This window comes from Streptomyces capparidis (assembly GCF_054782095.1).
The window spans coordinates 33,840-45,942 of the sequence record NZ_BAAGTD010000019.1 but is presented as its reverse complement, the minus strand read 5'-3'; the positions used below and the strand labels follow the sequence as shown (position 1 = coordinate 45,942).

General features: G+C 72.1%; 10 protein-coding genes. All 10 read right to left on the bottom strand.

Annotated elements, in window-relative coordinates; genetic code table 11:
* Positions 1-40: 40 nt before the first annotated feature.
* Positions 41-448, bottom strand: coding sequence for a cytidine deaminase (locus ACYVO2_RS17175; RefSeq protein WP_461008704.1), 408 nt, complete (start codon positions 446-448; stop codon positions 41-43).
* 2 nt (positions 449-450) lie between these two features.
* The gene (locus ACYVO2_RS17170) at positions 451-1,716 is read right to left on the bottom strand and encodes an ABC transporter permease (protein ID WP_461008703.1); all 1,266 of its coding nucleotides are present in this window, start codon (positions 1,714-1,716) and stop codon (positions 451-453) included.
* Positions 1,713-2,840: an ABC transporter permease gene (locus ACYVO2_RS17165; protein ID WP_461008702.1), complete on the bottom strand. Its 1,128-nt coding sequence runs from the start codon at positions 2,838-2,840 to the stop codon at positions 1,713-1,715. Before ACYVO2_RS17165 ends, ACYVO2_RS17170 begins: the two co-directional genes overlap by 4 nt.
* Positions 2,837-4,447 carry an ABC transporter ATP-binding protein gene (locus ACYVO2_RS17160; RefSeq protein WP_461008799.1) on the bottom strand — a complete coding sequence of 537 codons (1,611 nt, stop codon included), beginning with the start codon at positions 4,445-4,447 and terminating at the stop codon, positions 2,837-2,839. The genes ACYVO2_RS17165 and ACYVO2_RS17160 overlap by 4 nt, the downstream gene beginning before the upstream one ends.
* Before the next feature lie 390 nt (positions 4,448-4,837).
* Entirely contained in the window at positions 4,838-5,881 is a 1,044-nt protein-coding gene (locus ACYVO2_RS17155) for a BMP family lipoprotein (RefSeq protein WP_461008701.1), read from the bottom strand.
* A gap of 276 nt (positions 5,882-6,157) precedes the next feature.
* Positions 6,158-7,474 carry a M20 family metallopeptidase gene (locus ACYVO2_RS17150; protein WP_461008700.1) on the bottom strand — a complete coding sequence of 439 codons (1,317 nt, stop codon included), beginning with the start codon at positions 7,472-7,474 and terminating at the stop codon, positions 6,158-6,160.
* 442 nt (positions 7,475-7,916) lie between these two features.
* Positions 7,917-8,816 carry an ABC transporter permease gene (locus ACYVO2_RS17145; RefSeq protein WP_461008699.1) on the bottom strand — a complete coding sequence of 300 codons (900 nt, stop codon included), beginning with the start codon at positions 8,814-8,816 and terminating at the stop codon, positions 7,917-7,919.
* On the bottom strand, positions 8,813-9,946 hold the full coding sequence (locus tag ACYVO2_RS17140; RefSeq protein ID WP_461008698.1) for a hypothetical protein: 1,134 nt from the start codon (positions 9,944-9,946) through the stop codon (positions 8,813-8,815). Before ACYVO2_RS17140 ends, ACYVO2_RS17145 begins: the two co-directional genes overlap by 4 nt.
* The gene (locus ACYVO2_RS17135) at positions 9,943-10,878 is read right to left on the bottom strand and encodes an N-acetylneuraminate synthase family protein (RefSeq protein WP_461008697.1); all 936 of its coding nucleotides are present in this window, start codon (positions 10,876-10,878) and stop codon (positions 9,943-9,945) included. Before ACYVO2_RS17135 ends, ACYVO2_RS17140 begins: the two co-directional genes overlap by 4 nt.
* The gene (locus tag ACYVO2_RS17130; RefSeq protein ID WP_461008696.1) at positions 10,875-12,053 is read right to left on the bottom strand and encodes a cytidylyltransferase domain-containing protein; all 1,179 of its coding nucleotides are present in this window, start codon (positions 12,051-12,053) and stop codon (positions 10,875-10,877) included. Before ACYVO2_RS17130 ends, ACYVO2_RS17135 begins: the two co-directional genes overlap by 4 nt.
* Between the last annotated feature and the right edge of the window lie 50 nt (positions 12,054-12,103).

The window sequence follows — 12,103 nt, the reverse complement described above, 5'->3', positions numbered from 1 at the left end:
CTCGGACGGGATCGGGGAGCGGGGGCGGGGGCGGGCGGGGTCAGGGGCGGGCGGCGAGGTTGTCCGGGCCGAACGCGTCCGGCAGCACCTCGCTCATCGGGCGCACCCCGCGCGGGGTGTCCACCAGCAGCCCGGGCCCGCCGTGCTCCCACAGCAACTGGCGGCACCTGCCGCACGGCATGAGCAGCTCGCCCCTGCCGTCGACGCAGGTGAACGCCGTCAGCCTGCCGCCGCCCGAGGCGTGCAGCGCGGAGACCAGGCCGCACTCGGCGCACAGCACCACGCCGTAGGCGGCGTTCTCCACATTGCAGCCGACGACCGTGCGGCCGTCGTCCACCAGGGCGGCGGCGCCCACGGGATAGCGCGAGTACGGGGCGTAGGCGCGGCCCATCACCTCGCGGGCCCGCGCCCGCAGCGCCTCCCAGTCGACGGCCGGGGTGTCCGCCATCGCTAACCGCCCTCCCCTCTGCGGTAGGGCAGTCCGTCCGCCTTGGGCATGCGCAGCCGCTGCGAGGACACGGCGAGGACCAGCAGCGTGGTCAGGTACGGCGCGGCCTGGATGAACTCGGCGGGCACCTCGTCGGCGAGGAAGTACCACACGGCGGTGCCCGCGGCGACGGTCAGCCCGATCGTGGCGCCGATCCACTGCCGCCTGCGGATCTGCCAGACGGCGAGCAGCACCAGCAGCACGGCGAGCAGCAGCAGCATGGCGTGCACGTTCTCGTTGTCGCGCAGCCGCAGGCTGTCGGTGAAGCCGAACAGGCCCGCGCCCGCGGCCAGGCCGCCGGGCCGCCAGTTGCCGAAGATCATCGCGGCGAGGCCGATGTAGCCGCGGCCGCCGGTCTGGCCCTCGCGGTAGAAGTTCGCGGTGACCTCGGCCAGGAACACGCCGCCGAACCCGGCGAGCGCGCCGGAGACCAGCACCGCGACGTACTTGTAGAAGTAGACGTTCACCCCGAGGCTCTCCGCCGCCACCGGGGCCTCGCCGCAGGAGCGCAGCCGCAGGCCGAACGCGGTGCGCCACAGCACCCAGTAGGTGAGCGGCACCAGCGCCAGGGCGATCACGGTCAGCACCGAGACGTCCCGCACCAGGCCGCCGATCAGGCCGGCCAGGTCGGAGACGAAGAACCAGTGCTTGTCGTTGAGGTCGGACATCCAGTCGGCCAGGCCGGGCACCGTCCACCGCTGGAGTGGATCGATGTTCGGGGACTGCACCGCGGTGCCGCCCTCCACCCCGTCGAACGCGAGGCGGGACAGGTACTGGGTGGCGCCCAGCGCCAGGATGTTGATGGCGACGCCGGAGATGATGTGGTTGACGCCGAAGGTGACGGTGACCAGCGCGTGCACCAGGCCGCCGATCGCGCCGCCGAGGATGCCGAGCACCACGCCCGTCCACGGCCCCCACTGGTAGCCGGCCCAGGCGCCGAACCAGGTGCCGAGGATCAGCATGCCCTCGAGCCCGATGTTGACCACGCCGGCGCGCTCGGCCCACAGGCCGCCCAGGCCCGCCAGGCCCACCGGCACGGCGAGCTGGAGCGCGGCGGCGACCTGGCCGTCGGAGGTGAGGTCGTCGGCGCCGGTGACGACGCGGATCACGGAGAACAGGGCCAGCCCCGCCGCCGCGATCAGCAGCAGCCACGGCCAGGTCAGCCTGCGGCGGACCGGCTTCTTCGACGGCGCGGCCACGGCCGTCGTGGTCGTGGGCGTGGTGCTCACGCCGCCACCTCCTCGCGGTTGCTCCTGGCGGCCTGGGCGAGCTGCTCGCCGACCTGCTGCTGCTGGCGGCGCAGGCCCCAGCGGCGGACCAGTTCGTACACGACGACCACGGAGATCACGATCAGGCCCTGCATGATCGTGGCGATCTCCTTCTCGAACCCGTTGAAGTCCAGGTTGGGCGCGCTGCGGTCGAGGAACGCCCACAGCAGCGCGCCGAAGGCGATGCCGACGGGGTTGTTGCGGCCGAGCAGGGCGATCGCGATGCCGGTGAAGCCGTAGCCCGCCGGGAAGTCGATCAGGCCGTAGGAGTGGCTCTCGCCGAGCAACTGCGGCAGGCCGATCAGGCCCGCCAGGCCGCCGGAGATCAGCATGCTGTAGAGCACCATGCGCTTGGTGTCCACGCCGCTGGCGACCGCGGCCGACTCCGAGGCGCCCGCGGCGCGCAGGTCGAAGCCGAAGCGGGTGCGGTTCAGCAGCAGGTGGAAGCCGATGCCGACGGCGGCGGCCACGAAGACCATGCCGTAGATCTCCATCTGGCGGCCGTCCACGTCGATCGGGATGCCGGGGAACCAGGCGGAGTCCGCCAGCGGCTCGGTGGTGAGGTTGTCGCTGCCCTCGCGCCGGAAGCCCAGCAGGGAGTCCCGCATCAGGTAGGCGATCAGGGCGGTGGCGATGGAGTTCAGCATGATCGTGGAGACGACCTCGCTGACGCCGCGCCGGGTCTTGAGCAGACCCGCGATCCCCGCCCAGGCCGCGCCGACCAGCACCGCCACCACCATCACCAGGGTGATGTGCAGTGGCCCCGGCAGCGTCACCGCGCCGCCGACCGCCGCCGCGAGCATGGCCGCCAGGCGGTACTGGCCGTCCACGCCGATGTTGAACAGGTTCATCCGGAAGCCGATGGCCACCGCGACCGCGGCCAGGTAGTACATGGTCGCGCGGTTGATGATCAGGACCTGGGTGTCCGCGTTCGCCGAGTACTCGAACATCAGGCGGAACGCCTCGAACGGGTTCTTGCCCGACGCGAGCACGATCGCCGAGCTCAGCGCCATCGCCACGACGACGGCCAGCACCGGCGCGGCGACCGCGAGGATCACCTTGTCCTTGTCGAACTTACGGGTCATCGCTCCTTCTCCAGCCCTTCGCCGCCCGCGCTCTCGTGGTGCTCCAGGTGGCCGGACGCCGCGCCCGTCATGGCGCTGCCCAGCTCCTCGGAGGTCACCGTGGCCGGGTCGGCGTCGGCGACCAGGCGGCCGCGGTACATCACCCGGATGGTGTCGGACAGCCCGATCAGCTCGTCCAGGTCGGCGGAGATCAGCAGCACCGCCAGGCCCTCCCGGCGGGCCTTGCGGATCTCCTCCCAGATCTGCGCCTGGGCGCCGACGTCCACGCCCCGGGTCGGGTGCGCGGCGATCAGCAGCCTGGGCTCGTGGCTCATCTCCCGGCCGACGATCAGCTTCTGCTGGTTGCCGCCGGACAGGGAGGCCGCGGTGACCTCGATGCCGGGAGTGCGCACGTCGTACTCGCGGACGATGCGCTCGGTGTCGGAGCGGGCCGCCCTGGGGTCGAGCCAGACCCCGCCGCGGCTGTTGGGGCGCTCGCCGACGTGGCCGAGGATGCGGTTCTCCCACAGCGGCGACTCCAGCAGCAGGCCGTGCCGGTGCCGGTCCTCGGGGATGTAGCCGATGCCGTTCTCGCGGCGGCGCCTGGTGTGCCAGCCGGTGATGTCCGCCTCGCCGAGGACGATCCGCCCGGAGTCGGCGGTGCGGGCGCCGATCAGGATGTCGATCAGCTCCGTCTGGCCGTTGCCCTCCACGCCGGCGATGCCCAGCACCTCGCCCTTGTGGATGGTGAAGGAGATCTCGTCCAGGATCCGCCGGCCGGTCTCCTCGCCGTCGCCGGCCGCCAGGCTCACCCCGGTCACCGTCAGCATGGGCACGTCGGTGACGGTGGACTCGCGGGTCTCCGGCGACGGCAGCTCGCTGCCCACCATCAGCTCGGCCAACTGGCGGGCGTTGACCTCGCCCGGGCTGACCGAGGCCACCGTGGTGCCGCGGCGGATCACCGTGATCTCGTCGGCGACCGACAGCACCTCGTCCAGCTTGTGCGAGATGAAGATGACGGTCAGGCCCTCGGACTTCAGCTCCCGCAGGTTCGCGAAGAGCGCGTCCACCTCCTGCGGCACCAGGACGGCGGTGGGCTCGTCCAGGATCAGGGTGCGGGCGCCGCGGTAGAGGACCTTGAGGATCTCCACGCGCTGCCGGTCGGCGACGCCGAGGTCCTCCACCAGCGCGTCGGGCCGCACGCCCAGGCCGTACGCGTCGGAGATCTCCCTGATCCGAGCGCGGGCCGCGTCGCCGATGCCGTGCAGCTTCTCGGCGCCCAGGACGGTGTTCTCCAGCACGGTGAGGTTGTCGGCGAGCATGAAGTGCTGGTGCACCATGCCGATCCCGCGCGCGATGGCGTCGCCCGGCGCGTGGAAGGAGACCTGCTCGCCGTCGACCGCGATGGTGCCCTCGTCCGGCTTCTGCATGCCGTAGAGGATCTTCATCAGCGTGGACTTGCCGGCGCCGTTCTCGCCGACGATCGCGTGGACGGTGCCGCGGCGGACGGTGATGTCGATGTCGTGGTTGGCGACGACGCCGGGGAAGCGCTTGGTGATGCCGTGCAGTTCGACGGCCACCTGGGAGCTCGCGGCGCGGTCACCGGCCTGGGCGCTGGGGGCTTTGATGACGCACTCTCCGGAAGGTGAATGGGTGAACCGACGGGACGGCTCTGGCTTACCACTTTCCCGGGTTCCCTTGCGGGAGTGGGCAACCGATGGGGTGGTGGGCGGGGCGACGGGCGGGCGAGCCGACGGGACGGGTCCGGCTTATCACGGCTACGGGCTCCCTCGCGGGTGGGGGCAACCGATGGGGTGGTGGGCGGGGCGACGGGCGGGCGAGCCGACGGGACGGCTCTGGCTTACCACGATCCCGGGTTCCCTCGCGGGAGTGGCCAACCGATGGGGTGGTGGGCCGGGGGACAGGGCAAGGGCCCGCCCCGCGGCCACGGGTTCCCCTTCGGCAGGGGATCACCCGCGGCGCGGCGGCGGGCCCTCCCGTCTCCTCGTCGCTGACCGCTACGGAGTGGTCTTCACCGTGATCTCACCGGCGATGATCTTCTTCTTCGCGTCCTCGATCTTCGCCACGACGTCCTTGTTCGCCGTGAACTTCGGGTTCGAGGTCGCGTAGCCGACGCCGCCGTCCTCCAGGGAGTACTCCGTCACCCCGCTCATCGGCTTCTTGTCCTCGACCACGCTCTTGATGAAGTCGTAGACCGCGCCGCGGCAGTTCTTGGTCGCGGAGGTGAGGATGATGTCCTTGTACGGGGCCAGGCTCTTCTGGTTGTACTGGTCCTGGTCGACGCCGATGGACCACTTCTTGGCCGCCGCCACCGTCTTGATCGCGCCGTCGCCGGAGGCGCCCGCCGCCGCGTAGATCACGTCGGCGCCGCCGTCGAGCTGGCCCTTGGCCGCGTTGGCGCCCTCGGCCGGGTCGCCGAAGCCCTTGCTGAAGTTGGGCGGGCTCGCCAGGTACTTGACCAGCACCTTCGTGCCCGGCTTGGCGTACTCCACGCCCTGCCGGTAGCCGGCCTCGAACTTCTCGATCAGCGGCATCTTCACGCCGCCGATGAAGCCGACCGTGCCGCTCTTGCTCTCCAGCGCCGCGGCCATGCCCACCAGGAAGGAGCTCTGCTCCTCGGTGAAGACCAGGTTGGCGATGTTGTCGCCCTTGTTGTCGGCGGCGTCGACGACCGCGAAGCTGGTCTTCGGGAACTGGTCGGCAACCTTCTTCACGGCGTTGGAGTACACCGAGCCGACGCCGATGACCGGGTTGTAGCCCTCCTTGGCGAGCTGGGTGAGCCGCTGGACCTTGTCGTCCTCGGACTCGCCCTCGCGGGGGGTCAGGGCGTTGCCCTTGATGCCGAACTCGTCCATGGCCTGCTTCATGCCGGCGTAGGAGGCGTCGTTGAACGAGTTGTCGCCGCGGCCGCCGACGTCGAAGGCGAGTCCGACGCCCTTGTCGCCGTCCGACGAGGAGCTGCTGCTGCCGCCGCAGGCGGTGGCGGTGAGGGCGAGCGCCCCAGCGATGGTCACCGCGGCGAGCTTGGTTACCTGGCGCAAGAGGTATACCCCTTCTGAGCAAAGCGCGCCGTGCGGCGCTGGTCGTGCCGCAGCTTAACGCGCGTAGATGTCGGGTAAAGACCTCGCTGTCACAAACTTGAGTCCTGTTATCGGATCGTCGTCAACCCGACGTTCAGGCTCCACCGGTATTCGGAGGATCCTCCCAACCCCGGTGCTCCGCGCCCGCCCGCCCGAGGGGTCCGGAGGCGATGGCCGGACGGTGGTCAAGAGCGGTTTCGGCCGCTCCCGCACCGCCGCCCGGCGCGGTGGGGCGGCTCAGCGCACCCCTTCGTCGTCCAGCAGGGCCGCCGCGGTGAACAGGCCGACGCCCACGGCGATCGCCCCCTCGTCCACGTCGAACGACCCCTGGTGCAGGTCGCGGCGGGTGGTGTCGCCGACCGGGCGCACCCCCAGCCGGGCCAGCGCGCCGGGCACCTGCTCCAGGTACCAGGAGAAGTCCTCGCCGCCGAGGCTCTGCTCGGTGTCCTCCACGGTGTGCGCGCCGTACCGGGCGGTCATCGCGTCGCGCAGCAGCTCGGCGCAGGCGCCGTCGTTCACCACCGGGGGCACCCCGCGGTGGTAGGTCAGTTCGGACTTGGCGCCGTACATGGCGGCGATCTGGTCGATCAGCTCGTGCACCAGGTCGGGGGCCTGCTGCCACGCCGTGTGGTCCAGGCAGCGGACGGTGCCCTCGAGCTCGGCGTGCTGCGGGATGACGTTGCAGGCGTGGCCCGCCTGGATGCGGCCCCAGACCACGCTCAGGCCGCTGCGCGGGTCCACGCGGCGGGCCAGCACCGCGGGCAGCTCGGTGGCCATCTTGGCGGTGGCCATGACCAGGTCCGTGGTCATGTGCGGGCGGGCGCTGTGGCCGCCCGGACCGTTCAGGGAGAGCACCAGGCGGTCGCAGGCCGAGGTGATCGGGCCCTGGCGGACCCCGATGCGGCCCACCTCCACCTTCGGGTCGCAGTGCAGGGCCAGGATGCGGCCGACGCCGTCCAGGCCGCCCGCCTTGATCACGTCCAGGGCGCCGCCGGGCATCTGCTCCTCGGCGGGCTGGAACACCAGGCGCACCGGGCGGGGCAGCCGGCCCGCGCGGGCCAGGCGGGCCAGCACGATGCCGGCGCCGAGCACCACCGAGGTGTGCACGTCGTGGCCGCAGGCGTGGGCGCGGCCCGGGACGGTGGAGCGGTACGGCACCGTCTTGGTGTCCGGGATCGGCAGCGCGTCGATGTCCGCCCGCAGCGCGAGGCGGAGCCGGGAGGCCGCCTGCTCGTCCGCCGGGTCCACGTCGATGTCGCAGATCAGGCCGCTGCCGCCGGGGAGGACGACGGGCGTGAGGCCCTCGCGCTCCAGGCGGGCCCGCAGCGCCGCGGTCGTGCGGAACTCCTCGCGGCCCAGCTCCGGGTGCATGTGCAGGTCCCTGCGGAACGCGATGAGCTCGGCGTTCAGCTCGGCGGGAAGCGCTCCGGGCAGGACCGGGAGGGGGGGCAGGGACGCGTCGAGGCGCGCCAGGACGTGCTCGACCGGATCATCCTCTGGATGATCCGAGGCACCGGGAAGTGACTGGCTCACCCCCGACAGGTTAGGCCGCATGACCGCTCCGGTTGGGTGATCGACAAATATTTCCGCCAACGGGACGAAGAAAAACAGCCTCCCCGGGCATGGCCGACCCCTTGTGGGGGTATGGGGTGCCTTCTAGGCCGCCGCTGTCCCTTGTTGAACTTCGAGCCTACTGCCGCTGCGGTGGTGGATGCGAACCATGCGCACTAGTGGGGCGTACGCGCGCGCACCGAGACCGCCCGCACACCCCCCACCTTGCGCCCCCCGTCTCGAAGCGACCTAGAGCGGACAACGAGGTGACGGCCCGGCCACCGCCCGGTGCACCCACGGCGAACCCCGCCCCTGGTGAAGGACGGGGTTCGGGGTCCGCGAAGCGTTGCGGTGCTGGCGCGGCCGGTGCGGCCCTCCCGGCCAAGATGGGCCTGTTACCCGGCGCGGGGCGGTGGTGTGCGCTCACCGCCCCGCGGGGCGGTGCTCAGCCCCGGCCGTAGCGGTCCTCGGCCTGCCAGCAGTACAGGTAGCCGACGACCAGGGCGAGGACGGCCCAGCCCACGGCCAGGGGCCAGGTGTGGGCGGGGAGGTCGCGGTAGCCGTCGAGGAGGGCGGCGCGGGCCAGCTCGATGTAGATGGCGCCGGGGTTCCACTCCAGGATGTAGCGGACCGCCTCGGGCGCGTCCTTCGTCACGTGCTGGATGCTGTAGAAGACGCCGCAACTGTACATCCACGTCCGCAGCAGGAACGGGATCAGCTCGCCCATGTCCCGCACCTGCGCCCCGACGCGGGCCATGAACATCGCCAGGCCCAGGTTGAAGACGGTCTGGAGGGCCAGCGCCGGGATGAGCATCAGCCACGCCATGGTGACCGGCTCCCCCGTCGCCAGCACCACACCGGCCACGATGACCAGGGAGAACAGCAGTTGTTCGAGCTGGACCAGGGTGGAGGAGATCGGCAGGGCGGCGCGCGGGAAGTGGACGGCGCGGATCAGCGGGAGCCGGTCGGCGATGGACTTGTTGCCCATGGACACCGACTCGCGGGTGTAGGTGAAGACGAACATGCCCACGCTGAGGAAGGCGATGTAGTTGCCTCCCGTGCCGCCGTCGGCGTTCAGCATGATGCCGAAGACCAAGTAGTAGACGGCGACGCTGAGCAGCGGCGTCAGCAGGTGCCACACCTGGCCCAGGCGCGCGCCGACGTACATGGCGGTCATCCGCGCCTGGGCGTAGGCGACGATGAAGTGGCGGCGGCGCCACAGCTCCCGCAGGTACGCGCCCGGGCCGGGGCGGACGCTGCTGGGCGTGAGGCCGTACTTGGCCGCGAGCTGGGAGGCGCTCAGGCCGGAGGCGTCGGGAAGGGGTCGTGGGGGCGCTGTGGTCACGTCGGAATCGCGGGGACGGCGGCGGGAGCCGGAACGGAGTTGAGCCGGTGCAGGTCGCGTGCGGTGCTGGTGACGGAGCTGAGGAAGCGCTGGGCGCGGTCGGAGGCGGAGCCGGTGAGCCAGGTGGGGTCCACGTCGCACACGGCCACCCGCACCCCGGTGCCGGCGAGCGCCACGGGCAGGGTGTGCACGACGGTGGACGGGAAGCTGACGATCGTCGAGCCGATGGGCCCGCGCCTGGCCTCCAGTTCGAGCGGCAGCTCGGGGCGGACGATGGCGACGCCGGTCAGCGCGACCAGCTTCTCCAGCTTGGCGTCCTGCTCGCGGCGGTGGGCGAGGTAGCGGGTGGCGCCGAGGGAGCGCACCAGCGCGGCGACGCCGCCCAGGTACCGGGACTCGTCCACCACGCCGGTCTCCACCAGGGAGGTGCCGACGAGGTCGGTGCCCCCGGTGATCTCCGGTGGGCCGTAGGAGGCGCGGGTCCACCCGTAGGTGTTGGCGGTGTGCCGCACTCCGGGCGGGGCGGTGACGGGCATGGAGCTGAACAGCTCGATGCGGCGGCCGTCGCGGGGCGTGAGCAGCCGCGTGGTGCGGGCGGCGCCGGGCGCCGGGCGGCCGGTGCGGTGCCAGCGCACCAGCGGGCGGCCCTCGGCCAGCGCGGAGATGAACTCCATGGTGGCGGTGCCGTCGTCCACCACGGTGACGTCACGGGCGCGCCGGGCCAGCGGCAGCACGGCCTGGACGAACCCGGAGAACGGGTCGCCGAGCACCAATTGGCGGGCGCCCGCCACCTGGGGGGCGACGGCGAGCACGGAGCGGCCCAGCGCGGCCTTGGAGGTGCGTGCCTCGTACCAGCGCACGGTGTGGCCCTGGGCCCGCGCTATGCCGGCCATCAGGCGGAGCTGCCCGTGCCCGACCGGGTCCCTGGGCGGCAGCACCGCGATGTCGACCCTCCGCGGGGAAGGCGCCGCCCCGGGCACCGGAACCGAAGGTTCCGGGTCCGGGGCGGCGGAGAGGGTCACCTGGGTCGTGCCATGAGCCGCGGCGGCGTCCCCGCGGCGGCCGTACGCCCACTCCAGCACGTTCAGCAACTGGACCGGGCTCTCCACGAGCGCCAGGGCCTTGGTCATGCCGGGACGCTCTCCCCTTCACGGGCCTCCTGCTCGGCGATGACGCCGCTGACGCGGCGCAGCTTCTTCATCGGGCCGAGCTCGCTGTCGTAGACGCGCTTCACACCGTCGCCGAGCGCCTGCTCCACGATCCGGATGTCCCGCACCAGGCGCACCAGGCCCTGCGGCTCCACCGACGCGGCCTGGTCCGAGCCCCACATGGCGCGGTCCAGGGTGATGTGCCGCTCCACGAAGACGGCGCCGAGCGCGACGGCGGCCAGCGTCGTCTGGAGGCCCACCTCGTGGCCGGAGTAGCCGATCGGCACGTTCGGGTACTCGTGCTGGAGGGTGTGCAGCATCCGGAGGTTGAGCTCCTCGTGCTTGGCCGGGTAGGTGCTGGTGGCGTGGCACAGCACGATGTTCTCGCTGCCCAGCACCTCCACCGCGTGCCGGATCTGCTTCGGGGTGGACATGCCCGTGGACAGGATCACGGTCTTGCCCGTGGCGCGCATGGCGCGCAGCAGCTCGTCGTCGGTCAGGGAGGCGGAGGCCACCTTGTAGGCCGGGGCGTCGAACTTCTGGAGGAACTCGACGCTCGGCACGTCCCACGGGGAGGCGAACCAGTCGATGCCGCCCTTGCGGCAGTAGGCGTCGATGGCGCGGTACTCGTCCTCGCCGAACTCCACCTTGTGCCGGTAGTCGATGTACGTCATCCGGCCCCAGGGCGTGTCCCGCTCGATCTCCCACTGGTCGCGGGGGGTGCAGATCTCCGGGGTGCGCTTCTGGAACTTGACCGCGTCGCAGCCGGCCTCGACGGCGGCGTCGATCAGCTTGAACGCGTTCTCCAGGTCCCCGTTGTGGTTGATGCCGATCTCTGCGGTGATGTACACGGGCTGGCCGGTGCCGACCAGGCGCTGCCCGAGGGTGCGCAGGCGCTGGAGGGTGGTGGTCATGAGTTGAGGTCCTTTCCGAGAATCCACGACGCGATCTCGCGGATCGCGCCGTTCCCGCCGGAGGCGGAGGTGACCGAGCGGGCGGCCGCGCGCACGTTGTCGTGGGCGTTCGCGACCGCGACCGGCCAGCCCACGAGGCCGAAGCAGGGGAGGTCGTTGACGTCGTTGCCGACGTACAGGACGCGCTCCGGTGCGACGGCCTCCTCCTCGCACCACTGCTTGAGCGCGAGGTCCTTGCGGTCCACGCCGTGGATCACCGGGATGTTGAGCTTCCGGGCCCTGGCGGCGACGACCGGGTTGGTCTCCGTGGACAGGATCAGCACCGGCAGTCCGGCGCGGCGCAGGGCGGCGATGCCGAGCCCGTCGCCGCGGTGGACCGCGACCGTCTCCCGTCCGTCGGAGTCGATCAGCACCCGGTCGTCGGTCTGGGTGCCGTCGAAGTCGAGCACCACCGCGTCGACGTCCGCCCGGCCCGGCAGCGAGCCGGGGCGGGGCGCGTCGAGCAGCGGGGCGAGGGCGCGCGCCCGGTCGAGGTCGCCGGGCTCGTCCACCTCGAGGACCCTGGTGGGGTCGGTGTGCACCAGGGCGGTGCGCCCGAAGAACCGGTGCCCGTGCTCGCGCAGGCCGGGCCCGCGCATGGCGTAGGCGGCGCCGGTCTCCAGCAGGTCCAGCGGGCGGTCCTGGCGGCGCGGGCGGTGCGCCTTGTCGTGGTTGACGCCGTGCCCGCCCTCCGCGCCCTCGCGCCAGACGAAGCCGTGGAACGGGGCGACGGTCAGGGCCGTGTCGGCGCCGTCGTCGAGCAGCGCGGAGCTGACGCCGTCCACGTCGTCGGCGGTGAGGAAGGGGCTGGTGCACTGCACCAGCAGCACCACGTCGGGGTCGGCGCCGTGGTCGGCCGCGAACACGTCCATGGCGTGCAGCAGGGCCGACTCGCTGGTGGCGCCGTCGCCGGATATCTCGGCGGGCCGCACGACCACCTCGGCGCCCGCGCGCAGGGCCGCGTCGGCGATGGCCTCGTCGTCGGTGGAGACCACCACATGGGTGGGGCGGCGGGCGGCCAGGCACTCGCGCACGGCGCGCACGACGAGCGGGACGCCGCCGACCGGCAGGAGGTTCTTGCCCGGCACCCCCTTGGACCCGCCCCTCGCGGGTATGACGGCAAGGACTGTGCTCATGGACGGGCTCCCTGGGCGGAGGCTGAGGCGGACACGGGGCGGGCTGCGGG

Excerpts from the sequence above, each read along its gene's own strand:
- ACYVO2_RS17175 (WP_461008704.1), bottom strand. The coding sequence starts at position 448 with ATGGCGGACACCCCGGCCGTCGACTGGGAGGCGCTGCGGGCGCGGGCC.
- ACYVO2_RS17165 (WP_461008702.1), bottom strand. The coding sequence starts at position 2,840 with ATGACCCGTAAGTTCGACAAGGACAAGGTGATCCTCGCGGTCGCCGCG.
- ACYVO2_RS17150 (WP_461008700.1), bottom strand. The coding sequence starts at position 7,474 with ATGCGGCCTAACCTGTCGGGGGTGAGCCAGTCACTTCCCGGTGCCTCG.
- ACYVO2_RS17140 (WP_461008698.1), bottom strand. The coding sequence starts at position 9,946 with ATGACCAAGGCCCTGGCGCTCGTGGAGAGCCCGGTCCAGTTGCTGAAC.
- ACYVO2_RS17135 (WP_461008697.1), bottom strand. The coding sequence starts at position 10,878 with ATGACCACCACCCTCCAGCGCCTGCGCACCCTCGGGCAGCGCCTGGTC.
- ACYVO2_RS17130 (WP_461008696.1), bottom strand. The coding sequence starts at position 12,053 with ATGAGCACAGTCCTTGCCGTCATACCCGCGAGGGGCGGGTCCAAGGGG.